This is a genomic window from Caulobacter sp. HMWF025 (assembly GCF_003060965.1).
In the GTDB taxonomy this organism is placed as follows: domain Bacteria; phylum Pseudomonadota; class Alphaproteobacteria; order Caulobacterales; family Caulobacteraceae; genus Caulobacter.
In genome coordinates this window covers 1-22,401 of sequence record NZ_QAII01000156.1, presented here as the reverse complement: position 1 = coordinate 22,401, position 22,401 = coordinate 1, and the positions used below count along the sequence as shown (strand labels likewise).

Below are 22,401 nucleotides of genomic sequence, written 5' to 3'. Positions count from 1 at the left end.
GTCCCCGGAGAACCACCCCATGGCCGTAAACTGGACCGGAGCCGCTATTGCCCTGGCGTTGGCCGTGGGGTTGGGCCCGGCCGCCGCTGCGTTCGACCTGACACCCAGGGCCCAGGCCGCGCTGGCGCGGGGCGAGGCCTATGCGGATGTCTCGCCGGATCCTGACGGCATTTCGGGCCATGTTCGGGGCGTCATCGATATCGATGCGCCGCCGGAACAGGTCTGGAAGGTGATGACCGACTGCGCCACGGCCGGCAAGCTGATCACCAACCTGGCCAGTTGCCGGGTGACGTCGGGAGACCAGAAGCGCGGCTGGGACGTGCGCGAGCATGTCACCCGGCGTAACCTCGTCTTTCCCGGCCTGCGCATCGTCTTCCGGTCGGACTATGAGCCGGTCAGCAGGATCCGCTTCAAACTGGTTGAGGGCGATCTGAAGGCCCAGCAGGGCGAATGGCGGCTGCAGGCCCTGAACGGCGGCCGGGGCACGCGGGTATTCTACGACAACCGTCTGGCGGTCGACTGGCCGGTGCCCAGGAGTCTGATCCGCGAAGCCCTGCGCAAGGATGTCCCCAAGGTGCTGGTCAACCTGCGCCGGGCCTGTGAGGGGGCCTGAACCCCGGCTCACCACCCCACAGAACCCGCACCCGCTGGCTCTACACCCCGATGAATTTTATCAGGGTGGACATGTTCTCGATATAGCCGCCCGTGGAAATGCCGACCTTCGGCATATCGGTGATGTAGGGCGAGGTGTCGGTGGCATCGCCGACCCGCGTCTGGCTGAAGTCTCCCGGAGCGGGCGTCGCCGAGCCGTCGCCGATATAGGGATTGCTTGTCGCTTTCAGTTCCGTGGGCCACCAGCCTTCGGCGTTCAGGCCGGCGATCAGCGCCGCCGCCTTGGCGGGAGAGGCCGCCCCGCTGTCGGCTTTCAGGGTGTTGACGTTGAGATCCGACACCGAGATGTCGCCGGTGGTGAAGTATTTCGGCAGGGCCCTGCGGCCGCCTTTCAGCGGCGAGTTGCGGCTGGCGACCTCGGGCGGGGTGGCCTTCAGGGTGGCGAGGCGCTGGCGCAGGCTGGCGACATTCACCGACCGGAACGAGGAATAGTGGATCACGGTGCCGGTCGGGTTCTGGTCGGCATAGTAGCGGCCGTTGACCACATTGCTGCCCGTGCGATGGATGTAGAGCGGCTTGCCGGTGCCGATCTCGATGAAGGTCGGATAGGGCCGCCCCTTCTGAATCTCGACCGGCAGTTTGACCGAATCCAGCCAGTCCAGCGCCTCGCCCAGCCGGGCCAGATATTTCGGATCGCCGGTCAGTTCATAGAAGTCCATGCAGGCGGCGATATTGCCACCGGTCGTATGGGTGGCGAACGCCTCCGGCTCGTAGCTGCGGGCACCGGCCGGCTTGAGATCGTTGACCCTGTGCTGCAGACCCCAGGCCGGCTGGGGCTGAGGCTGCTGGCAGGCCAGGAAGCAGTCCATGGCCTTGTGGATCGCCGGCAGAACCCGGGTGTCGCCGAGAACCTGCCAGACCATGATCAGGAACTTCAGGTTCTCGCCGGCCACATCGTCATTGAAGGTGATGTAGCCGGTATAGTCGGCCTTGCCGTGATGATGGAACTCGTCCTTCAGCGGGAAGCGCTGGGGCCAGCCCCCGACCGGATACTGGCTGTCGAGAACGAACTGCAGGGCCTTGTCGAGGGCGGGCTTGAAGGCCGCATCCTGCTTCTCGGCATAGAGCCGCAGCAGGAACTGCGAGCTCTCGGCCGTGCCGGCGTCATCGAAGGTGGCGTTGCCGTAGTAGTGCTGGAATTCCTCGAGCCGCCAGCCGTTCTTGCCGATGGTGTCGTACCACCGCTTCAGCGAGGCCTCGCCGGCCATGTCGCCGATATAGTTCCAGCCACCCGCCGGGTGCTGGATAGCGATCAGCGCTTTGGCCGCCTTCACGGCGGCCTCGTAGTAATAGGCATCGCCGGTCGCATGATAGGCGTCGAGGAACAGGTGGCCCATGGTCGCCGTGCCCGGCGGCTGCACCCAGATCATGGTCGGGAAGGCTTCCATCTCGCCCCAGCGGCGCGAGAAGTCGGGCAGGTAGCTCCAGACATAGCCGCCGTTATAGGCGGCTTTTTCGACCATGAAGGTTGTGGCGCGCTTCATGGCCGCCAGGGCTTCGTCACGGCTCGGGACCTCGGCGGCCAGGGCGCGAAGCGGAATGAGATTGCCGGCGGCGGCAAAGGCAGCGGCGGCGCTGGCCATCAGGCGACGGCGGGTGAGGGGGCTGAGCGGCATTGGAACCTCCGTCTAATCGCCGGCCGGTCCGCCAGGAACGATCATCGAGGAGGCCGCCTCGATCCTCGATGAGGTCGATGGCAGGGGCCGTCCTGGTTTGTCCTCCCGGCCGGACGAGCCGACGGTGTCGCCTTCTGGAGACGACGTGTTGAGGGCATTTTGACACCGGTGTCACGACTTGGCTAGAGCCAATATGGATCGATAGGCCAGTGGGGGTGTCATGGCGGATCAGGGACGCTTCGGGCGAGGGCATGACGGCCTGTCACAGGGCGGCCGTGACGAATTCGAATCATTCAAGATACTGATTCAATGTGCAAAACAGGCCATGCGGCCAGCGGTCGCATGGTGAGGGGTGTTTACCTTCTGTAAACCCTCCGCCCATGCCGACCCGCACCGATCATCTTGATGAGGCCGAGCGCCTTGAGCGTCAGGCCGAGATCGCCGACAACGCCCATGCGCGCGCGGCGCTCCGGCGCATGGCTCAAGCTTCGCGCGGGGCTGCCGCCCTGGTCGGCATGATCGAGGCCTGTGGTGAAGAGGTCCTTCAGCCCTGTCTTGTAGACGTGGCCGTCAGGTCTCAGCCCGGCAGGCCCTGACACAGGCTTCAGCGAGACACTGGGTCGCGTCGATCAGGGGCACGGAGAGGTCCAGGCTCTCCAGAACCAGCGGAATTTCCGTGCAGCCGGCGATCACGGCCTGGGCTCCCTTGGCCACCAGCCTATGGGCCAGGGCCGCCATCGCTGCCTGTGAGTCCGGCCCCAGATCCCCGGTCTTCAGGCGATAGAGCAGGGCCATGAACTCGACCTGCTCATGGTCATCGAGGGTGATCACCTCTAGGCCCTGATGATGCAGCCGCTCCCGGTAGAGGCCGAGCGCAAGGCCGGTGCCCAGAACGCCGACCCGTGTCGCGCCGCCAAGACGGGCTACCTCTCCAGCCGTTTCCAGCATGTCGATCAGCGGCAGGCCGCTGGCCCGGACTGCCTGCGCATAGGCGTGGGCGGTATTGCAGGCGATGGCCAGGACCTGAGCGCCGGCGTCGCGCAGGCCGGCCGCCATGCTGGCCAGCACCGGGCCGGGATCAGAGCCCTGCTGATTACGGTCAGGCACGTGCGGATTGATGTCGACCAGTACCCGCAGGTGATCCTGCTCCCGGGACACAGGCGTGGCGGCCTGGACCTTGGCCAGGAAGTCCAGGGTCGCGGCAGGACCCATCCCGCCGAGAACGCCGAGGGTCTTGGTCATGGGCGGTTTTCCTAGAGGAGCGCCGGCTCAAGCTGGGTGTGATAGCCGAACAGCCCCTGGGCCCCGCCGGTATGCAGGAAGACGACGCGTTCGCCCTTGAACGCGCCCTTGCGGGCCTGGTCGATCAGGCCCTTCATGGCCTTGCCGGAATAGACAGGGTCGAGCAGCAGGCCTTCGGTGCGGGCGGCGAGCGTCAGGGCATCAATCACGCCCTGGTCCATCAGGCCGTAGCCTTCGCCGACATAGTCGCAGTCGGCCACGACCATCTCGCGGGTGACGCGCCCCGTTGCACCGATCAGTTCGGCGGTGGCGACGGCGAGATTGAACACGTTCTCTTCCTGCTTGGCCTTGGGGGCGCGGACGCCGAAGCCGAGGATCGGCACATCGACCGACAGGGCCGCGAAGCCGGCCACCAGACCGGCATGGGTGCCGGCGCTGCCGGTGGCCGTAACCAGCCGGTCAATGCGCAGGTCCCGCTCGTCGGCCTGGACGATCAGTTCGCGGGCGCAGTCGGCATAGCCGAGCGCGCCGATCGTGTTGGAGCCGCCGCCGGGAATGACATAGGGCTTGCCGCCGCGCTGGCGGACGGTTTCGGCAGAGGCCTCCAGTTCGGCGATCATGTCGGATCCAGCCGGCACGAAGCGGATGTTCGCGCCCATCAGGCGATCCAGCAGTACATTGCCCGAGCCCACATAGTCGTGAGCCCTGGAGCCGGTCCGCTCTTCCAGGATGATCTCGGACGCCAGGCCGAAACGGGCACCAGCGGCAATGGTTTGACGCACGTGGTTGGACTGCACGGCCCCCTGGGTCACAAGGGTGTCTGCCCCCTGGGCGAGGGCCTCGCCGAGCAGGAATTCGAGCTTGCGGGTCTTGTTGCCGCCTCCGGCCAGCCCCGTGCAGTCGTCGCGCTTCACCCAGAGATCGATACCCAGTTCGGCACCCAGGCGAGGCAGGGGCTCGAGCGGCGTCGGCAGATGGGCGAAACGGGCGCGGGGAAAACGGGCGAGATGCATGGAACGGGCGACTCCGGAGCTGATCGCTCCGTTAGCACGTTCCCAGGCCTGTCGAATACGCTGGCCTCTACCGCTCATCGGCCCTGGCCTGCGCCTCGGCCTCCAGCCGGGCTCCAGCCCGAGCTTCTGCCATGGCGCGGGTCGTGGGATCGCGCATGCGTGCCTTGATGAGATCAACCAGCTCATAGGGTGGAGTCTGGATCCCGCCGGCACCGCCGCGCAGGGACGCCGTGTCGCGGGCGGCCTCAAAATCATACCAGCCACGCAGGGTCTGGCAGAGCGGTTTGGCGATCCGGGTTCCGGTCGGGGTTTTGGTTAGGCAGATTACCCGACCCGGTTCCTTCTCCAGAAGGTCGTTCAATTGCTGCTCGATAGCCCGGTCCGCGATCGGGGCCGGCGGGGCCGGCGGCTTGGCTGCGGCCTCCACGGTCACGGGCGCGACTTCGGTCGGCGTGGCGACAGGACCCTGCTGGACCAGCAGCAGGGCAGCAAGAAGCAGGCTCGGCATCAGACGTCCCCGGGTGATGGCAGGTCAGGTCGCAGGTCGGCAACCTAGTCCATCCCCTTCGGAGCCACAGCTTAAAAGTGTGCAATCTTTCAGCCGGGTGAGGGAGTGATGAAGATCTGAAACCCGCCGAAAATCATGCTACTCTGCACTGGCAAATGTACGGTCCGCAGGGGCTGGAACGGACTCACTTCCGTGCCGGGGCCCCGACTGAAGGGCCGGCCGACATGGGAGGACATCATGAAGACCTCGAGCCTCTGGGGCGTTGCATGCCTTTCTTTGACCCTGCTGGCCGCTGAGGCCGCCGGCGCGTCCACCCTGATACTGGGCGGCGGCGCGGCCAAGGATTGTTCCCAGGCCGCGATTGACGGGCGCAATGACCCGAAATCGGTCCTGACCTGTACGACGGCGCTTGAAACCGAAAATCTCAATTTCCGCGATCGCGCCCGGACCTATGTCAATCGGGGTGTCCTGCAGATGCGGCGTCGCGATTTCCCGACGGCGCGTGCCGACTTTGACGCAGCGGCCCGGATCGATCCTGAACTGGGCGAAGCCTGGGTCAACCGTGGCGCGACCTATGTCGGTGAACAGCGCTACAGCGAAGGTCTTACCGAGATCGACAAGGGTCTGGCCCTCGGGGTCAAGGATCCGGAAAAAGCCTGGTTCAACCGGGCCATGGCCAATGAGGGGCTCGGCGACCTGCAGGCGGCCTACCGCGACTATGGTCGGGCCGCAGAGCTGAACCCGGTCTGGGATGCACCGAAAAAGGAACTGGCGCGTTTCAGCGTCAAGCGTCCCTAGCGCCTCCGCCCGGGGCTGAATGGCAGGAAGAGCGGCCCGGTGCGAAAGTCAGTAACAGCATGGGTGGTCCTGGCGGCCGTCGCGATCGTCGGCCGGGCGGGCGCTCAAACCCCGCTGGACCTCGTTCGAGCCCAAAACGCCGCCGCCCATCAGGCGGAGATGGCGCAGCAGGATCTTCTGGCGACACAGCGTGAAATCGCAGCCCGGCAGGATGAGGCCCGTACCGCACTGGTTCTGCGGGAACTGGACAGCGCGCGGACGGCTCCATCGGCGGTGTTGCTGCGCGGTACTGTGCCGCCGAGTGCGCCATCGCCGGACGTGTCCCAAGGCAGCTTTGCCGCGCAGATGGACCGGATGGAGCGTCTGACGCAGGATGCCCTCTCGCGCGGCAATGCGCGGATTCGGGCCATCCGCCCGGCCAGTGACCACTAGCTCAGGCGTTCGGGGATTTCGGTATGGAATGGAGAGGCGCGCGCCGCTCGGGCAATATCGTGGATCGCCGGGGCATGGGGCCGGTCGGCCTGGCTGGTGGCGGGATCGGGGCCCTAGTTCTTGCGGCCGTCGGCTATTTTGTCTTCGGGATTGACCCCCAGACCACCCTCGACGCCGCTCAGCAGCTTCAGGGGCAGGGCCAGGCCCAGCAGGAAGGCGCACGCGGGCAGGTGAAGGACGCGAACGGCCAGTTCGTCGACGCCATCGAAACTTCAAACCAGCAGGTCTGGGGGCCGATCTTCGCAGCTGCCGGGTCGCGTTACACGCCGCCCCAGGCGGTGGTGCTTTATGATGAGGCCACGCCCACCGGCTGCGGAACCGGCCAGTCGGCCATGGGGCCGTTCTATTGTCCGGCCGACCAGAAGGTCTATCTGGACCTGACCTTCTGGAACGAGCTCGAGACCAAGTTCGGGGCCAGGGGCGAGTTCGCCCGGGCCTATGTGATCAGCCACGAGATCGGCCATCACGTTCAGACCCTGCTGGGGACCTCTGAAAAGGCCAGGCGTCTGGGCGCGCGCGGCGCGGAGAGCGGTTCGGTCCGGCTGGAGCTTCAGGCCGACTGCTATGCGGGTGTCTGGGCCTCGCATGCAGCAGAAACCTCGGGTGGCCGGATCGTGATCAATCCGGCCGACATCCAGGACGGCCTGGGCGCGGCTTCCGCCGTCGGCGACGACACGATCCAGTCCCGCAGCCGAGGGCAGGTGGTGCCCGACAGCTTCACGCACGGCACCAGCCAGCAGCGCATGCGCTGGTTCACGCGCGGCTATGAACGCGGCGATCCGGCCGTGTGCGATACGTTCGGGGCATCGCGGCTGTAGCGGCGCTTGACCCACACGTCAGGGGGCCTAGTGTCCCCCCGTTCACCGGGGGGCCGCTTCGCGCGGCTGAGATTGGGCCTCGCGCCCTGACCCGTCGAACCTGATCCGGGTCATGCCGGCGAAGGGAGGGAACGCGAGCGGGCCGATTTTCCCGTTCGTCAGACCGACTTAGCACGCTTGTCCGGGTCTCCTTAACGCTTGAGGAGCGCCCGATATGAACGTCCAGAGCACTATCAAGGCTGTCGCAGAGTCCATCTCGACCGGCTCCATTCCCGGCTCGCGCAAGGTCTACCAGGCCGGCGAGCTGTTCCCCGATCTGCGGGTGCCGTTCCGCGAGATTGCTGTTCACCCCAGCGCCAACGAGCCGCCGGTGACGGTCTATGACCCGTCGGGCCCCTATACTGACCCGACTGCGACCATCGATATCGAGAAGGGTCTGGAGCGTTCGCGCGAGGCCTTCGTCGTGGCGCGCGGCGATGTCGAGGTGGTTGAGACGCCCCGCGAGGTAAAGCCCGAGGACAACGGCTTTGCCCAGGGCAAGCATCTGGCCCCGCAGTTCCCGGCCGTTGGCCGCACCATCTATCGCGGCAAGCCGGGCCACCTGATCACCCAGTACGAATACGCTAACGCCGGCAAGATCACCGCCGAGATGGAATATGTCGCCATCCGCGAGAACCTGCGCCGCGAGCAGGACCGCCCGTGCGTGCGCGACGGCGATGACTTCGGCGCCTCGATCCCCGACTTCGTGACGCCCGAGTTCGTGCGCCAGGAAGTGGCCCGCGGCCGCGCCATCATCCCGGCCAACATCAATCACGGCGAGCTGGAGCCGATGGCGATCGGCCGCAACTTCCTGGTCAAGATCAACGCCAATATCGGCAATTCGGCGGTGCTCTCCACCGTCGCCGACGAGGTCGACAAGCTGGTCTGGGCCACCCGCTGGGGCGCCGACACGGTCATGGACCTGTCCACGGGACGCAACATCCACAACATCCGCGACTGGATCATCCGCAATTCCAGCGTCCCGATCGGCACCGTGCCGATCTACCAGGCGCTGGAGAAGGTCAACGGCGTGGCCGAGGACCTGAACTGGGAGGTCTTCCGCGACACCCTGATCGAGCAGGCCGAGCAGGGCGTGGACTATTTCACCATCCACGCCGGCGTTCGACTCCCATTCATTCCGATGACGGCCAAGCGGGTCACTGGCATCGTTTCGCGCGGCGGTTCGATCATGGCCAAGTGGTGTCTCGCGCACCACAAGGAGAACTTCCTCTACGAGCGTTTCGACGAGATCTGCGAGATCATGCGCGCCTATGACGTGTCGTTCTCGCTGGGCGACGGCCTGCGTCCCGGCTCGACCGCCGACGCCAATGACGAGGCCCAGTTCTCGGAACTGCGCACCCTGGGCGAACTGACCAAGGTGGCCTGGAGCAAGGGCGTCCAGGTGATGATCGAAGGCCCGGGCCACGTGGCCATGCACAAGATCAAGGCCAATATGGATGAGCAGCTCAAGCACTGCCACGAGGCCCCCTTCTATACCTTGGGCCCGTTGACCACCGACATCGCGCCTGGCTACGACCACATCACCTCGGCAATCGGCGCGGCGATGATCGGCTGGTTCGGCACCGCCATGCTCTGCTACGTCACGCCCAAGGAGCACCTGGGCCTCCCTGACCGCGACGACGTCAAGACCGGCGTCATCACCTACAAGCTGGCCGCCCACGCCGCCGATCTCGCCAAGGGTCACCCCGGTGCGGCCATGTGGGACGACGCCATCAGCCGGGCGCGGTTCGAGTTCCGCTGGGAGGACCAGTTCAACCTGGCCCTCGATCCGGAAACCGCCCGCAAGTTCCACGACGAGACCCTGCCCAAGGAGGCGCACAAGACCGCGCACTTCTGCTCGATGTGCGGACCCAAGTTCTGCTCGATGAAGATCAGCCACGAGGTCCGCGAATTCGCGGCGGCCCAGGCTCCGAACGAGGCGGCGGCGCTTGGCATGGCCCAGATGAGCGAGAAGTTCCGCGAGCAGGGTTCGGAGATCTATCTCAAGACCGAGTAAGAGCGGCCTCGTCCCACTCTAAAGCCTCCAGATCCCGTTGACCCGCAAGGGGTTGACGGGATCTGTGGGTCCCTAAGGTTGAGATAACGCGGGGTTTCATCGCAGGGTCACGGCCGCGTCGCAGAACCGACATGTGAAATCCCTATCGGCTCGTCTCCAGACTTGAAGTCTTAGGGGATAGTCGATGCGTAACCTTCGGAACACCTTGCTCCTGTCAGCCGCCAGCGTGATCGCGCTCGGCATGGCCTCCGCTGCCGTGGCCGCCGAGGTTGATCCTGCGGCCGACGCCGCTCAGGTCGAGCAGGTCGTCGTCACTGCCCAAAAGCGCGAGCAGAAGGCCCTCGACGTTCCGGTTGCCCTGACCGCCTATTCCAGCGCCATGCTCGACACCCTGGGTGTTCAGGAGTTCGAGGAGCTTTCGCTGTTCGTTCCCGGCTTTGAAGTCCAGAACCAGTCGCCGAACAACCCGGGCTTCGTGATGCGCGGCATCACCTCCGACTCCGGCGAGGCCACCAACGAGCCGCGTGTGTCGGTCTACCAGGACGGCGTTTCGATCTCGAAGTCGCGCGGTTCCTATGTCGAACTGTTCGATCTTGAGCGCGTCGAAGTCGCCAAGGGTCCGCAGTCGACCCTCTACGGCCGGGGTGCCCTGATCGGCGCGGTCAACATCATCCAGGCCAAGGCCAAGCCCGACTTTGCCCTGTCGGCCAAGCTGGAAGGCGGCAATTTCGGCTACATGCTGGCCGAGGGCATGATCAATGCCCCGGTGAGCGACACGGTTTCTGTGCGCCTGTCCGGCCGCATCAAGCATCGCGACGGCTATGTCCGGAACCTGGCCGGCGGCGACGACTTCAACTCGACCCAGACCACGGCCCTGCGGGCGGCGGTCAACTGGCGTCCCAATGAGCGCTTCAACGCCGACCTGCTGGTCAACTTCCAGTCGGACAGCCCCTCGGGCACCTCGTTCAAGTCGCTGACCTACCTGCCGACCGACCCCAACACGGGCGCGGTGCTCGGCGACCTGGGCCGTAATTCGGGGGCTGCGCTGACCACCGTGGCCGGCTTCGAGAACGACCAGAAGCTCGGCCTCGAGCGCGACGTGTTCAGCGTCACGGCCCTGGCCAGCTACAAGCTCAGCGACAGCCTGTCGCTGGCCTCGACGAGCGCCTTCCGCCGTTTCGCCGGCGAAGAAGTGTTCGACGCCGACGGCTTCTCGCTGCCGCTGTTCACCTTCGCCGAAGACGCGACGGGCAAGTCGGCCAGCCAGGACATCCGCCTGAACTACGATGCCGGCGGCTCGATCACGGCCTTCGGTGGCCTGAGCTACTTCTGGGAAGACGGTAGCCAGCGCGTTCCGCTGCTGTTCAACGAAAAGGTCTTTGCGGCCCGCAGCAGCGGCCTCGGCGGTCTCTTCGTGGCCCCCAATGTTGCCGGTCTGGCCGTGATCAACAGCCTGGCTCCCCTGGCCGCGTTCAAGAGCCAGCACCTGGAAAGCTACACCAACTACGGCACCACCAAGTCCTATGACGCTTATGGCGACGTGACCTGGAAGGCGACCGACCGCCTCGAACTGGCCGCCGGCCTTCGCTACACCTATGACGACAAGGAAAGCGGTTATGCGGCCCAACTGCTGAACGGCGGTTCGGTGCTGGGTGGCAGCAGCCCCACCCTGGCCCGCGGCCTGTTTGTGCAGCCCACCAAGGACGGCCTGCCGGAATACCGCAGCTTCACCGACAACGGTGTGACCTATCGCGTCGTGGGCCGTTATGCGGTTTCCGATGACGCCAATGTCTACGCCTCGGTCGCGACCGGTCGCCGTCCCAAGGTGGTGTCGGCCGGCACGCCGGCCAGCCCAGGCGGTGCCGTCCGCTTCAGCGCCATTCCGGCTGAAGAGGTCACCTCCTATGAAGCCGGGGCCAAGGGCGCGTTCCTGGGCCGCCGCCTGATCCTCGAAGGCGCGGTCTACCGCTACGACTACAAGAACTTCCAGACCTCGATCCGCCTGGCCTCGGGCCAGATCGTCTCGACCAATGCCGGCGAGGCCAAGGCGACTGGCTTTGAAGGTCAGTCGACCTTCCAGATCAGCCCCAATGCGTCGGTGTTCGGCACCTACGCCTACAGCCATGCCCGCTTCGGCAACGGCCTGTTCGAAGGCAACCGCTTCCGCCTGTCGCCGGACAACAGCTTCTCGCTCGGGGCCAATATCGGCTTCGATGCGCCGACCGGCCGCTTCTCGGTGATCCCGACCTACACCTGGCAGTCGGAAGTGTTCTTCGACAACAACAATGACCGCGCCGTCCTGCAGACGACCGGTGACAGGATCCAGGACGAGAAGCAGGCGGCCTATGGCCTGCTGAACCTGCGGATCGGCTATCAGCCGAACGACCGTCCGGTGAAGTTCGAGCTGTTCGCGACCAACCTGCTCGAGCAGGACTACATCAAGGATGCCGGCAACACGGGCGACGCCTTCGGGATTCCCACGTTCATCGCCGGCGAGCCGCGCTATATCGGCGTCTCGGTGTCCTACAAGCACTAGAGCCGGATGGCGGGGTGGCCTGTTTCGCTGCCCTGTGACTTACCCCTGAACCTCCGCTTCGGGCCGGTCCCGGACCGAAGCGGAGGCATCTGACCAGGGTCGGCCGGTTTGTTGTTCCGGTCCGACCTGTTCAATACAGACGTCCCGATACCGGCAGCTTCTTGGCAGCCGGTATCGTTCATTTGGCCCGTGCCCGGGAAATCCCTACTCTGGAGAGAGCGCTCATGATGATCGATCGCCGCAAGGCCCTGGCTCTGCTGGGGATGGGCAGTGTCTCGACGGCCGGCAGCGCTGCGAGCGCGGCACCGGTCCAGGGCGGCGTGGCCTTCGAGCACGGCGTGGCCAGCGGCGATCCCCAGGCGACGGGCGTGATCCTCTGGACCCGCGTCACGCCCAAGCTCGCCGGGCAGGACAAGATCCTGGTCGACCTCGAGGTCGCCGCGGATCCCGGCTTCAAGCAGATGGTCCGCACCACCCGGGGCCTGGTGACCAGTGCCGCCCGGGACTGGACCGTGAAGCACGACCTGAACGGCCAGGGGCTGAAGCCGGCGACGGACTACTGGTTCCGCTTTGTGGCCAATGGCGTCACCTCACCAGTCGGCCGCACGCGCACCCTGGCGGTCGGGGCCACCCGCGACGTCGTCCTGGCCGTGGCCTCCTGCTCGCTCTATCCCAACGGCTATTTCAACGCCTATGGAGCCATCGCCGCCCTGCCACGCGTCGATGCGGTGCTGCATCTGGGCGACTACATCTACGAATACGGGGCCGATCCCAAGGACTACGGGATGAACTCGCCGGTGGCGGCGCAGCGCAAGCCGGACCCGGCCCATGAAATCGTCACCCTGGACGACTATCGCCGCCGTCACGCCCTCTACAAGACCGATCCGCAGCTGCAGGCCGCCCATGCGCGGGCTCCCTGGATCGTGGTCTGGGACGATCATGAAACCGCCAATGACAGCTGGCAGGGCGGGGCTGAAAACCACGAACCGGCCAAGGGGGAAGGCGACTGGGCGACCCGCAAGGCCGCAGCGCTCAAGGCCTACTACGAGTGGATGCCGATCCGCGAACCGGCGTCGGGGCAGTCGGGCGAGGCCAGCTGGCGCAGCTTCCAGTTCGGCGATGTCGCCACCCTGCTGATGACCGAGACGCGCCTGACGGCCCGCTCCGAGCAGCTGGACTATGCCCACGATCTGCCCATGGTCGACGGCAAGCCTGACGTGCCAGCCTTTGTCGCCAAATGGAACGCATCGGACCGCCGCCTGCTGGGCGAGGCCCAGAGCTCCTGGCTGGACAGCGCGATCGCCGCTTCGGTCAAGGCCGACACGGCCTGGCAGGTTCTGGGCAACCAGGTGGTCATGGCACGGGTCGCCGGACCCAACCTCCTGAAGGCCATGGGCCCAGAGCGCTTCGAGGCGACCCTGGCCAAGCTGCCGGACTATGTGCAGGGCATTCTTCGGCGCGGCATCGCCCTGTCCGATCTGGGACTGCCCTACAATCTCGACTCCTGGGACGGCTATCCGGCCGAGCGGGAGCGGCTCTACGAGATGTTCAAGCGCGCCGGGGCCAGCCCGATCGTGCTGTCGGGCGACAGCCACTCGTTCTGGGCTAACGAGCTCTTCGATGCCGCGGGACAGCGCCGCGTCGCGGCCGAGTTCGGGACCACGGGGATCACCTCGCCGGGTTATGGCGACATTCTGCCGGGCCTGCCGCTGGGCGAGGCCTTTGCCCAGCGCAATGCCGAGGTGGTCTATGCTGATCCGTCGGCTAAGGGTTTCGTTCTGTTGACCCTCGAGCACGGCAAGGCCACCGGCGAGATGGTGGCGGTCTCGACCATTGTGGAGAAGGCCTACACGACCAGCACCCTGAAACGGTTCGTGGTCACGCCGACCCAGGGCGGTGGTGTGAACGCCCTTCAGGACGTCTGATCGGTCAAGGCCCGCGCCTACGGGTGCGGGCCCCGGCGTCTCTCCAGCGGATCAGAAACGGTCCAGCCCGCAGGCTTCAGTGGCGGGTGCCCTCGAAGTGCGTCCAACTGGCATAGGCCCGGGCGGCGCGGTCGTCTGCGGCCGTCTCGAGTGCGATTTCTTCGAGGGAGATCGCCGCCAGCAGCCACGCCTCGACCTCTGACGGCGAGGCTCGGCCCTCTTCGAGCGCCGACCTTACGGTTTGGATCAGCCATTCGACGGCGTCGTCGCTGGTGATGCTCATGGCGATATCCTCACAACCTGTCGCTGCAGGCTAGTCGAGGATTCGGCCCCAACGCCTGCGGCAAATGAGCCCTGACCTGAGTCCCTTTGCCGCAGGTTTCCGTCCTATTGGCCCTTCAGCTTGCGGCCGAAGAATTCCAGATGGGTCTTGAGCACGCTCAAGCCCTTGGTCTTGCTGCCGGGCGCGCTGTGACGCTCGCCGGGATAGAGGGCCATTTCGAAGGGGATGGCCTTCTTCTGGAGTTCGGCGATCAGGCGGGTGCTGTTTTCGAAGATGACATTGTCGTCGGCCATGCCGTGCAGCAGCAGCAGGCTGCCCGGCTTGAGGCGGGCGACGCGGGTATTGATGTCGGCATAGGCGTAGCCGGCCTTGTTGTCGGTCGGGGTGCCCATGTAGCGCTCGGTATAGGCGGTGTCATACAGGCCCCACTCGGTCGGCGGAGCGCCGGCCGCACCGGCCTTGAACGGGGTGTTCTCGGCGGTCAGCAGCATCAGGGTCATGAAGCCGCCATACGACCAGCCCATCACGCCGAGCTTGTCAGCTTCGACATAGGGCAGGGATTTCAGATAGTTGGCCCCAACAATCTGATCCTCGACCTCAACCGTGCCGAGCTTGCGGTCCAGGGCCCGCTTGAACTTGGCCGAGCGGTTGGCACTGCCGCGGTTGTCGAGCTTGAAGATCAGGTAGCCGGCTTCCAGATAGGTCCGTTCACTGGCGCTCTGCCAGGTCCGGCTGACGCGCTGGGCGTGCGGTCCGCCATAGACCGAGACGATGGCGGGATACTTCTTGGCCGGATCGAAGTCGGCGGGCTTCAGCAGGGCGTAGTGCAGGTCTTCGCCGTCGGCGGCCTTCAGGACGCCGTATTCCGGAACCGTCAGGGTGGCGGCATAGGGCCAGTAGGGATGACCTTCAGCCAGGCGGTTCTCCTCGATCCAGCGCACCCGTTTGCCGTCCGGGGCATAGAGAGCCGTCTGGGGCGGGGTCTTGGGATCGCTGTAGCTGCCGGCAAAGGCTCCGTTGGCGGCGACCTTGGCCGTCCACCAGCCGCCGGCCGGGGTCAGGGCCTTGAGCTTTCCGGGTTTGGCGTAGGAGATCTCATACAGCCTGCGCTCCAGCGGGGTCTCGACCGAGGCCCCGAGAATGACCACCTGGCGCTTTTCATCGACGCCCTCGATCCGGTCGACAGGCCAGTCGCCCTTGGTGATCTGGGCGATCAGCTTGCCGTCGGCGGCGTGGCGATACAGATGGTTGAAGCCCGACTTTTCCGAGGACCACAGGAAGCTGCCGTCCTTCAGCGGGCGGAAGTCCTCATGTACCTCGATGAAGTGCGGATCGGTTTCGGTCAGGACGGTCTTGCCCAGGCCGGTTGAGGGATCGAAGGCGATGATGTCGAGGGTCTTCTGGTCGCGCGACAGGCGCTGGACATAGAGGGTCTTGCCGTCGGCCGACCAGTCGACGCGGGCGACATAGATGTCCTTGTTGGCACCGAGGTCCAGCTGCATGGCCTTGCCCGACGCCAGGTCCTGCACGAACAGGTCGACGACGGCATTGGGGCGGCCGGCGCGGGGATAGCGCTGGTTGACCACTGTGGCCCCGCCCGGACCGATGTCGGCGCGCGGCACGATGTCGACACCGCTTTCATCGACGCGGGTATAGGCGATGGCCGTCTCGGCCGGGTTCCACCAGTAGCCGCTGAAGCGGTCCAGTTCTTCCTGGGCGATGAACTCGGCGGTGCCGAACGACAGGGCGTCCTTGCCCTCGGTCGTCAGGGCGCGCTCGGCCCCACCGATGATCGGCCGGATGTAGAGGTTCTGGTCGCGGACATAGGAGACAAAACCGCCCTTGGGCGAGACGCGGGCGTCGACCTCGTCACCGGGGGTTTCCGTTAGGCGCGTGACCTTGCCGTCGGCGACGCTGTCCAGATAGAGGTCGCCATCCAGCGGCACCAGGATGAAGCGACCCTGGCTGTCCCAGCTGTACTCGACGATGCCGCGCGCCGAGACGCGGGCGCGCTCGCGGCGGGCCTTCTCGGCCTCGGACAGTTCCTTGGCTCCCGACGACAGGGCTGCCGAGTCGATCAGGCGGTAGGGCTCGCCGCCGGCCACATCGGCGGCCCAGAGGTCCTGGACATTGGCCGCCTCGGCCTTGCCCTTGAGATAGGTGACGCGCTTGCCGTCCGGCGACAGAGCCACGCCCCTGGCGGTCGGGCCGCTCAGGCCCGGATCGGCAAAGATCCGTTCCGGGGGCAGTTTTTGAGCCAGGGCCGGGGTCGAGAGGGCGAGGCACGTCGCAAGGACGGTAAGCGAGGGTCTGATCATGGCGCGGGACGCTATGCGCGAGTCTGCCGCTTGTCAGCAGCGAAGTTGCGCTGGTTATGACCGACCTAGCGACACAGGCCTTCCATCGCCTTGAGGTTCACTGGCGATGGAGGTGGCTGCAGGCCGCGTGACCAGAACACCCCCTCCAGGGTAGTCGGGGCGGGATCACGGCCGGGCTCCATGTCAGTCTTGTAGAACGGATCGCTTTGCGCCGCCGGCAGGGTGGTGAAGCCAAAGCCCCGTTCCTGGTAGAGCTTGAACAGGCGAGGGGCCATTCGCGCGTCGAACGCGCCCGCATGGACCAGCAGCACATAGGGGATGTCCTTGCCGAACAGCGTCTGGCTCATGGCGCGTGCGTGATCGGCGGCAGCCCCGGCGGCCTCCAGAAACTGCTGCTCCAGTGCGGCGATTCCGGCCTCGTCGTTGCGGGCCTTGCAGCGGACATAGGCGTCGTTGAACGCGTAGTCGCCGAAGCCCATGGTGACGCTGGCGATCTTGTAGCCCCTTTCGGCGAGGTCCTTGCGGACCGCGAGCCGCTTTTCCGGCGTGTCGCCTTCGGACAGGAACGGATAGCGCAGCCATCGCCAGTCTTCCGGGCCCATCAGCGTTTGCAGCATGGGCTCGTTTTCGGCGATCTCGAAGGCGAACTGCTCCGGGGTCAGGCTGGCCAGGTTCTTGTGCGACCAGGTATGATTGCCCAGCGGTTGCCCGGCCTCGCGCCACATCTTCAGGACCGCAACCGTGCCGGGCTCATTGACCACGGCGACCCCGTTGATGAAGCCGAAGGCGGGCGCGCCGGCCTCGGCCGAGGCCTTCAGGATATCCGCCGCGATCTGGACCCGGGTCGTATCGGCGGGCAGGGGGCCATGGGCGGGCACGTCATCCCAGGTGAAGGCGATCACGGGCTTGGGGGCCTTCGAGGTGCCGGCTGCGGCACCCTCGCTCGCCAGGGTCGGTGCCACCACGGCCAGGGACAGGACGAGGCCTGCCAGGAGCGAACGCGTGAAAAGGGTCATGGCCAGTCCTCCCGTCCCGCTCCTGCGCGCGGTAACGCTACCATGGTTAGGGGCTGTGGTGCCGATCGTAAAGTCTTGCAACGGATTACAACCTATTCATGAGATCTCGCGTCCGTGATCCGATGTGATCGCCGCATGATTGCAAAGCCTGGCCACAGGCATATTTGAAGCCCGGCCGCTCATTCATGGGGCGATGATCGCTCATCAGGCGGCCGTTTAGGGGCTATCTCCATGTCTAACGTCCTGGCGTTTGGACCGCTTGCCGGTTCAGCGCTTTTCGTCGTGGTCCTGATTTTTTTCGTCTTCACCTCCGGCATGATCCGCTACATCGGCAACAACCGCGTTGCCGTGGTCGAGAAGCTCTGGAGCGGCAAGGGCTCCATCGCCGGGGGCCTGATCGCTCTGAAGGGCGAGGCAGGCTTCCAGCCCGACGTCCTGCGCGGCGGCCTGCACTTCTTCTTTCCGTTCCAGTTCCGCCTGCACGTGCAGTCGCTGGTGACGATCCCGCAGGGGCGGATCGGCTATGTCTTCGCGCGCGACGGTCGCCCGCTCGACACCGACCAGGCCCTGGCCGACAACCCGGCCGGCGTCGACTTCCAGAACACCCGGGCTTTCCTTGAAGCCGGTGGCCAGAAGGGCCCGCAGCGCATGATCCTGCGCGAGGGGGCCTATGCCATCAACCTGGCCCAGTTCGTGGTCGTCACCCGCGATGACACCTTCGCCCTCAGCCTCGACAAGGCCGAAGCGGCGCTGCTGGACCAGATGGCCGAGATCATTGAGGCCCGGGGCGGATTCGAGCCGGTGGTGATCAAGGACGCTGACGACCAGATCGGCGTGATCACCGTGCATGACGGTCCGGCCCTGGCTTCGGGCGAGCTGATCGCGCCGCTGGTGGGCGTCGATGATGCCGACCCGGCCACATTCCACAACAGCTTCCAGGACGTCGGCAAGTTCCTGGCGGCCGGCGGTCGCAAGGGCCGTCAGCTGCAGGTGCTGGTCGAAGGCACCTACTACATCAACCGCCTGTTCGCGACGGTGGAGCGGATCGACAAGACCGTGGTCGAGGTCGGTCAGGTTGGCGTCGTCGTCTCCTATACCGGCGCTGCGGGCATCGACACCTCGGGCGAGGGTTATCGTCACGGCGAACTGGTTGCCAACGGCCAGCGCGGCGTGTGGCGTGACCCGTTGCTACCCGGCAAGTACGCCTTCAACACCTATGCCGGTCGCGTGACCATGGTGCCGACGACCAACTTCATTCTGAAGTGGGAGAGCAATGCCATCGGCTCGCACAAGTTCGACGAGAACCTGGCCGAGGTGTCACTGATCACCCGCGATGCCTTCGAGCCGACCCTGCCGGTTTCGGTCGTGGTCCATATCGACTACCGCAAGGCTCCGCTGGTCATTCAGCGGTTCGGCGACATCAAGAAGCTGGTCGAGCAGACCCTGGATCCGATGGTCTCGGCCTACTTCAAGAACATCGGCCAGACCCGCACCCTGATCGAGCTCCTGCAGGACCGCAGTGCGATCCAGGGGCAGTCCAGCGAGGAGATGAAGGCCAAGTTCGGTCTCTATAACCTCGAGCTGCAGGAGGTGCTGATCGGAACGCCGCGTCCGGCCGCCTCCGGCGATGACCAGATCGAGAAGATCCTCACCCAGCTGCGGCAGCGCCAGATCGCCGACGAGCAGGTCGGGACCTATGAGCGGCAGAAGATCGCCGCCCAGAAGGAGCGGGAACTGCGCGAAGCCGAGGCCTTTGCCAAGCAGCAGACGGCGATCACCGAAAGCCAGCTGTCGATTCAGGTGCAGCAGAACGCCGGTAAGGCCAGCCTGGCGCGTTCGGAGCAAGAGGCCCAGCAACGCCGGACCCTGGCCAAGGCCGATGCCGACTCGATCCGGCTTCTGGGCGAGGGCGAGGCCGGCAAGGTCGTGGCCCTGGCCCGCGCCGAGGCCGAGAAGGTGACCAAGGTCGGGCTGGCCCAGGCCGAGGCCATTGCCAGCCAGGTCGAGGCGTCCGGCGGGGCCCGCTACCAGCTGGCCCGCCAGGTGGCCGAACGCTTCGCCGAGGCGCTCGAAACCAGTGGCGTCGACGTGGTGCCGAAGGTGCAGATCACCGGTGCCGGCGGCGAGGGTGGTCAGGGCGGCGTCATGCAGGCCCTGCTGACCCTGCTGATGTCCGAGAAGCTAGGCCTGGCGGTTGACGCGTCGCCGAGGGTCTATGAGGAAGAGCAGGCCTGACAACGGCCCGGTGCGCGGCGACGGGTGCGTCAGGTCGCCGCGCCTCTTCGGAACGACTTGCATCTGGAAGCTGTTAGCGCTACCAAGCGCGAGTGAGGCGCGTGCGCCTCTGCCCTTCCTGGGCGTTTCCTCCCTAACAACTTTCAAGCCCGGTCTTTTTGGCCGGGCTTTCTTTTTTGCGCGATGGCGGCTGGACGACGTACACTGCGTCCGAGCCTGGAGACTTTGCGATGCCTGTCGGCCAATCGTCGAAGAAGACTGAAACCATCGAGATCCGTCTGCCGCCGGAGACCAAGGCCGCGTTCATGGCGCGTTGCCAGTCGACCCGCAGGACGGCCAGCGAGACCCTGCGCAGCTTCATCGACCAGGATCTCGGCGGGCGGGTGCAGGCGCCTCGACGTCACGGGCTGGTCTGGCATGCGCTGGCGGCGGCTGTGGCCGGTCTGGCCGTCGGCGCGGTCGCGGCCCCGTCACTGGCCCGTACCGCAGGCTCGGACGCGGCCTTTCACCGGCTCGACCGCAATCATGACGGCCAGCTGAGCGTCGAGGAATTCCGCGCCCGCTAGAGCCGCGGCGTCGGCGGCCTGAACCGCTCGCACCCAGGTCCTACCGGATCGGGCGGGCAAAGCGGTCCCACTGCAGGTTCAGCCAGGTCCAGGGCTTGTAGAGCGCCGCGCCCGGCTTCCAGGACGCCAGGACGAAACTGGCCTTGCCGACAATGTTCCCGGCCGGCAGGAACCCCACGCCTTCAGCGCGGGGCCAACGGCTGTCCAGCGAGTTGTCGCGGTTGTCGCCCATCATGAAATAGTGGCCCGCGGGCACGACGTAGGTCCGGGTATCGTCACCCGCCTGGGCCGGGCCGCCGTCATAGGTCACATAGGCATGGCCATCGGGCAGACGTTCGCGCGTTTCAAGGACCATGCGGTCAGGCGCGTCGTGGTCCGTGGTCAGGCGCAGCGGCTCCTGGGGCAGGCCGACGCCATTGATGAAGACCTGGCCGCTCCGAACCCGGATGTGGTCGCCGGGCAGGCCGATCACGCGCTTGATCCAGGTCTGTTTCGGATCCCGGGGCAGCCTGAAAACCACCACATCACCGCGCGCCGGGCTGCGGCCCAGCAGGCGACCACCCGCCATGGGCGGATTGAGCGGCAGGGATGCGCGGCTCCAGCCATAGCTGAACTTTGACACGACGATGTAGTCGCCGATCACCAGGCCCGGCTCCATTGAGGAACTCGGGATTGTGAACGGTTGAAAGACCACGATCCGCAGGATGATCGCGATGAGCAGCCCCGCTGCGACCGTGCGCAGGAGTTCGAGGATCTCGGACCGGCTGTCCGGGACCGGGGAGGGGGGCGTGGTCAGGGTGGTTTGGGTCATGGCCTGACATCGGGCCTGTCGCGGCTTCAAAGCCAGCGCGATCGTGTCCGGACAGGGTCAAAATCGCGTCGGGACAGAGCCGTTCGGGCCGTTGCGATGTCCGGACAGGACCCTGGGACGGCCGTCGTCCGCGCAAACAAAAAGGCCGGACGCTTGCGCGCCCGGCCAAGGTCTAGAGGGGAGGAAAGTCGGGTTAGAACGCCTTCTTCACCGAGACGAAGAACTGGCGCGGCGGCGCGGTCAGGACCGTCTGGGCCGTACCGGCGGTGTCGTTGTTGGTGAAGCCACCCGAACCGATGGTCGAAACATAGTCTTCGTCGGTCAGGTTGGTGATGTTGGCCTGGATCTCCAGACCCTTGGTCCAGGCGTTGTCGTCACCGAAGCGATAGCCCAGGGTCAGGTCAGCGACCGTGGTCGAGGGGGCCAGACCGCCGATGTTCTCGTAGGTGTAGTAGCGCTCGCCGGTATAGGCGACGCCGAGCTTGCTGTAGAAGCCGCCCAGATCGTACGAGAGCTCGCCCTTGAAGATGTTCTTGGGCGTGTTGACGACGGTCTTGTCCTTGGTGCGGGCCCGGACCGTGCCGTCAGCGGCAACGACGTTATCCTGGTACTGGGAGTCGTTGTACGAGTACGAGGCGTAGACGCTCCAGGCGTCGCTCAGCTCGTAGGTGCCGGCCAGTTCGATCCCGTTGGTCTCGACCGAGCCGACGTTCGACAGCACCGGGGCATTGCCCTGGATGCTCGAGCCCTGGGCGACGGCCAGCAGGCGGTTTTCGAAGGTCACGTGATACAGCGCCGCGACGCCCTGGAAGCGGTCGTTGCGATAGCGCAGGCCGCCTTCAAAGGTCTTGGAGCTTTCCGGCTCCAGGGTCTTGGCGATGTAGTTGACGCGGGCCTGGTCCTGCGACGCGAACGGACCGGCGGTAGCGGCCGAAACATAGGCCGCCATGTTTTCGGTGTAGCCACCGAACACTTCGACGTCCGGCGTCGCCTTGTAGACGAAGCCGACCTGCGGCAGGAAGCTGTCCTTGCTCTCGATCGTGCCGGCCAGCGGGTTGCCGGCGATGCGGGTCACGCTGTTCTCGACCTTGACGGCCTTGAAGCCGAAATTGACCTTCAGGGCGTCATTGACGGTCCAGGCGTCCGAGACATAGCCCGTGGTGGTCTTGGTCTCGAACTTGTACTGCCACTGCGTGAAGAACGGGTTGGACTGGAAGTCCAGCGGATCACGCGACGGGGCAGCGGCGGTTTCCGCATAGAAGCGGCGAGCCTGGTTGAAGTCGTTCTTCTCGGTCCAGAAGCCGGTGGTGACTTCGTGGGCCCCCAGATCGATGGTCAGGCCGCCGATCAGGCCCTTGCGGTCCAGATCGTATTCGGTGGTGCGGATCGACAGCGGCGCTGCGGTCGAACCGACCGTCCCGAAGCCGGGGCTCGGGACGTAGGGGGTGTACCACAGGCCCTGGCCTTCATTGGTGTGGCCATAGGCGGTGGCGTTC

Annotated in this window: 19 protein-coding genes and 1 riboswitch; of the genes, 10 read left to right on the top strand and 9 right to left on the bottom strand. The window is 65.8% G+C overall.

All coding sequences use genetic code 11. From position 1 onward, the window contains the following. Positions 1-19: 19 nt before the first annotated feature. Positions 20-613 carry an SRPBCC family protein gene (locus DBR10_RS16795; protein WP_108504708.1) on the top strand — a complete coding sequence of 198 codons (594 nt, stop codon included), beginning with the start codon at positions 20-22 and terminating at the stop codon, positions 611-613. A 40-nt stretch (positions 614-653) separates the two neighbouring features. Here the strand turns inward: DBR10_RS16795 and DBR10_RS16790 are convergent, their stop codons facing one another. Further along, complete coding sequence (locus DBR10_RS16790; RefSeq protein WP_108504707.1) at positions 654-2,288, bottom strand: pectate lyase; 1,635 nt, start codon at positions 2,286-2,288, stop codon at positions 654-656. A gap of 380 nt (positions 2,289-2,668) precedes the next feature. Between DBR10_RS16790 and DBR10_RS16785 the strand changes: the two genes are divergently transcribed. After that, positions 2,669-2,884, top strand: a complete 216-nt coding sequence (locus tag DBR10_RS16785) for a hypothetical protein (protein WP_108504706.1) — start codon at positions 2,669-2,671, stop codon at positions 2,882-2,884. On the opposite strand, the gene DBR10_RS16780 is transcribed toward DBR10_RS16785, so the two are convergent. From DBR10_RS16780 to DBR10_RS16770, 3 genes are all read right to left on the bottom strand, one after another. Then, on the bottom strand, positions 2,859-3,530 hold the full coding sequence (locus DBR10_RS16780) for an aspartate/glutamate racemase family protein (RefSeq protein WP_108504705.1): 672 nt from the start codon (positions 3,528-3,530) through the stop codon (positions 2,859-2,861). The genes DBR10_RS16785 and DBR10_RS16780 overlap by 26 nt on opposite strands. A gap of 11 nt (positions 3,531-3,541) precedes the next feature. Continuing rightward, positions 3,542-4,543: a D-cysteine desulfhydrase gene (locus DBR10_RS16775; protein ID WP_108504704.1), complete on the bottom strand. Its 1,002-nt coding sequence runs from the start codon at positions 4,541-4,543 to the stop codon at positions 3,542-3,544. A 67-nt stretch (positions 4,544-4,610) separates the two neighbouring features. Beyond that, complete coding sequence (locus DBR10_RS16770; RefSeq protein ID WP_108504703.1) at positions 4,611-5,051, bottom strand: hypothetical protein; 441 nt, start codon at positions 5,049-5,051, stop codon at positions 4,611-4,613. Between the two features lie 237 nt (positions 5,052-5,288). On the opposite strand from DBR10_RS16770, the gene DBR10_RS16765 reads away from it, so the two are divergent. From DBR10_RS16765 to DBR10_RS16740, 6 genes are all read left to right on the top strand, one after another. Further along, positions 5,289-5,849 carry a tetratricopeptide repeat protein gene (locus DBR10_RS16765; RefSeq protein WP_108490047.1) on the top strand — a complete coding sequence of 187 codons (561 nt, stop codon included), beginning with the start codon at positions 5,289-5,291 and terminating at the stop codon, positions 5,847-5,849. Between the two features lie 63 nt (positions 5,850-5,912). Beyond that, positions 5,913-6,281, top strand: coding sequence for a hypothetical protein (locus DBR10_RS16760; RefSeq protein ID WP_108504702.1), 369 nt, complete (start codon positions 5,913-5,915; stop codon positions 6,279-6,281). 23 nt (positions 6,282-6,304) lie between these two features. Then, positions 6,305-7,159 (top strand): KPN_02809 family neutral zinc metallopeptidase, encoded by an 855-nt coding sequence (gene ypfJ, locus DBR10_RS16755; RefSeq protein WP_108504701.1) that lies wholly within the window; start codon positions 6,305-6,307, stop codon positions 7,157-7,159. A 36-nt stretch (positions 7,160-7,195) separates the two neighbouring features. Next, positions 7,196-7,303: riboswitch (TPP riboswitch) on the top strand. 70 nt (positions 7,304-7,373) lie between these two features. Next, positions 7,374-9,215: a phosphomethylpyrimidine synthase ThiC gene (gene thiC / locus DBR10_RS16750; RefSeq protein ID WP_108504700.1), complete on the top strand. Its 1,842-nt coding sequence runs from the start codon at positions 7,374-7,376 to the stop codon at positions 9,213-9,215. Positions 9,216-9,399: 184 nt separating this feature from the next. Continuing rightward, positions 9,400-11,751: a TonB-dependent receptor gene (locus tag DBR10_RS16745; protein WP_108504699.1), complete on the top strand. Its 2,352-nt coding sequence runs from the start codon at positions 9,400-9,402 to the stop codon at positions 11,749-11,751. Positions 11,752-11,975: 224 nt separating this feature from the next. Then, complete coding sequence (locus DBR10_RS16740; protein ID WP_108504698.1) at positions 11,976-13,676, top strand: alkaline phosphatase D family protein; 1,701 nt, start codon at positions 11,976-11,978, stop codon at positions 13,674-13,676. A 76-nt stretch (positions 13,677-13,752) separates the two neighbouring features. On the opposite strand, the gene DBR10_RS16735 is transcribed toward DBR10_RS16740, so the two are convergent. From DBR10_RS16735 to DBR10_RS16725, 3 genes are all read right to left on the bottom strand, one after another. Further along, on the bottom strand, positions 13,753-13,959 hold the full coding sequence (locus tag DBR10_RS16735) for a hypothetical protein (RefSeq protein WP_108504697.1): 207 nt from the start codon (positions 13,957-13,959) through the stop codon (positions 13,753-13,755). Positions 13,960-14,063: 104 nt separating this feature from the next. Next, positions 14,064-16,277: a S9 family peptidase gene (locus DBR10_RS16730; RefSeq protein WP_108504696.1), complete on the bottom strand. Its 2,214-nt coding sequence runs from the start codon at positions 16,275-16,277 to the stop codon at positions 14,064-14,066. A 65-nt stretch (positions 16,278-16,342) separates the two neighbouring features. Continuing rightward, complete coding sequence (locus DBR10_RS16725; RefSeq protein ID WP_108504695.1) at positions 16,343-17,293, bottom strand: polysaccharide deacetylase family protein; 951 nt, start codon at positions 17,291-17,293, stop codon at positions 16,343-16,345. A 231-nt stretch (positions 17,294-17,524) separates the two neighbouring features. On the opposite strand from DBR10_RS16725, the gene DBR10_RS16720 reads away from it, so the two are divergent. Both DBR10_RS16720 and DBR10_RS16715 read left to right on the top strand, forming a co-directional pair. Then, the gene (locus DBR10_RS16720; protein WP_108504694.1) at positions 17,525-19,528 is read left to right on the top strand and encodes an SPFH domain-containing protein; all 2,004 of its coding nucleotides are present in this window, start codon (positions 17,525-17,527) and stop codon (positions 19,526-19,528) included. Between the two features lie 230 nt (positions 19,529-19,758). Next, entirely contained in the window at positions 19,759-20,094 is a 336-nt protein-coding gene (locus tag DBR10_RS16715) for a hypothetical protein (RefSeq protein ID WP_108504693.1), read from the top strand. Between the two features lie 40 nt (positions 20,095-20,134). On the opposite strand, the gene lepB is transcribed toward DBR10_RS16715, so the two are convergent. Together lepB and DBR10_RS16705 are read right to left on the bottom strand one after the other, a co-directional pair. After that, positions 20,135-20,905 carry a signal peptidase I gene (gene lepB, locus DBR10_RS16710; RefSeq protein WP_108504692.1) on the bottom strand — a complete coding sequence of 257 codons (771 nt, stop codon included), beginning with the start codon at positions 20,903-20,905 and terminating at the stop codon, positions 20,135-20,137. 193 nt (positions 20,906-21,098) lie between these two features. Further along, positions 21,099-22,401: TonB-dependent receptor (locus DBR10_RS16705; RefSeq protein ID WP_146187866.1), on the bottom strand; the 1,303-nt coding region annotated here is incomplete at its 5' end.

Coding starts and splice junctions, on each gene's coding strand:
- DBR10_RS16790 (WP_108504707.1), bottom strand. CDS start 2,288: ATGCCGCTCAGCCCCCTCACCCGCCGTCGCCTGATGGCCAGCGCCGCC.
- DBR10_RS16715 (WP_108504693.1), top strand. CDS start 19,759: ATGCCTGTCGGCCAATCGTCGAAGAAGACTGAAACCATCGAGATCCGT.
- DBR10_RS16745 (WP_108504699.1), top strand. CDS start 9,400: ATGCGTAACCTTCGGAACACCTTGCTCCTGTCAGCCGCCAGCGTGATC.
- DBR10_RS16765 (WP_108490047.1), top strand. CDS start 5,289: ATGAAGACCTCGAGCCTCTGGGGCGTTGCATGCCTTTCTTTGACCCTG.
- DBR10_RS16775 (WP_108504704.1), bottom strand. CDS start 4,543: ATGCATCTCGCCCGTTTTCCCCGCGCCCGTTTCGCCCATCTGCCGACG.
- DBR10_RS16735 (WP_108504697.1), bottom strand. CDS start 13,959: ATGAGCATCACCAGCGACGACGCCGTCGAATGGCTGATCCAAACCGTA.
- DBR10_RS16785 (WP_108504706.1), top strand. CDS start 2,669: ATGCCGACCCGCACCGATCATCTTGATGAGGCCGAGCGCCTTGAGCGT.
- DBR10_RS16720 (WP_108504694.1), top strand. CDS start 17,525: ATGTCTAACGTCCTGGCGTTTGGACCGCTTGCCGGTTCAGCGCTTTTC.
- ypfJ (WP_108504701.1), top strand. CDS start 6,305: ATGGAATGGAGAGGCGCGCGCCGCTCGGGCAATATCGTGGATCGCCGG.
- DBR10_RS16730 (WP_108504696.1), bottom strand. CDS start 16,277: ATGATCAGACCCTCGCTTACCGTCCTTGCGACGTGCCTCGCCCTCTCG.
- DBR10_RS16740 (WP_108504698.1), top strand. CDS start 11,976: ATGATGATCGATCGCCGCAAGGCCCTGGCTCTGCTGGGGATGGGCAGT.
- thiC (WP_108504700.1), top strand. CDS start 7,374: ATGAACGTCCAGAGCACTATCAAGGCTGTCGCAGAGTCCATCTCGACC.
- DBR10_RS16795 (WP_108504708.1), top strand. CDS start 20: ATGGCCGTAAACTGGACCGGAGCCGCTATTGCCCTGGCGTTGGCCGTG.
- lepB (WP_108504692.1), bottom strand. CDS start 20,905: ATGACCCAAACCACCCTGACCACGCCCCCCTCCCCGGTCCCGGACAGC.
- DBR10_RS16770 (WP_108504703.1), bottom strand. CDS start 5,051: ATGCCGAGCCTGCTTCTTGCTGCCCTGCTGCTGGTCCAGCAGGGTCCT.
- DBR10_RS16725 (WP_108504695.1), bottom strand. CDS start 17,293: ATGACCCTTTTCACGCGTTCGCTCCTGGCAGGCCTCGTCCTGTCCCTG.
- DBR10_RS16780 (WP_108504705.1), bottom strand. CDS start 3,530: ATGACCAAGACCCTCGGCGTTCTCGGCGGGATGGGTCCTGCCGCGACC.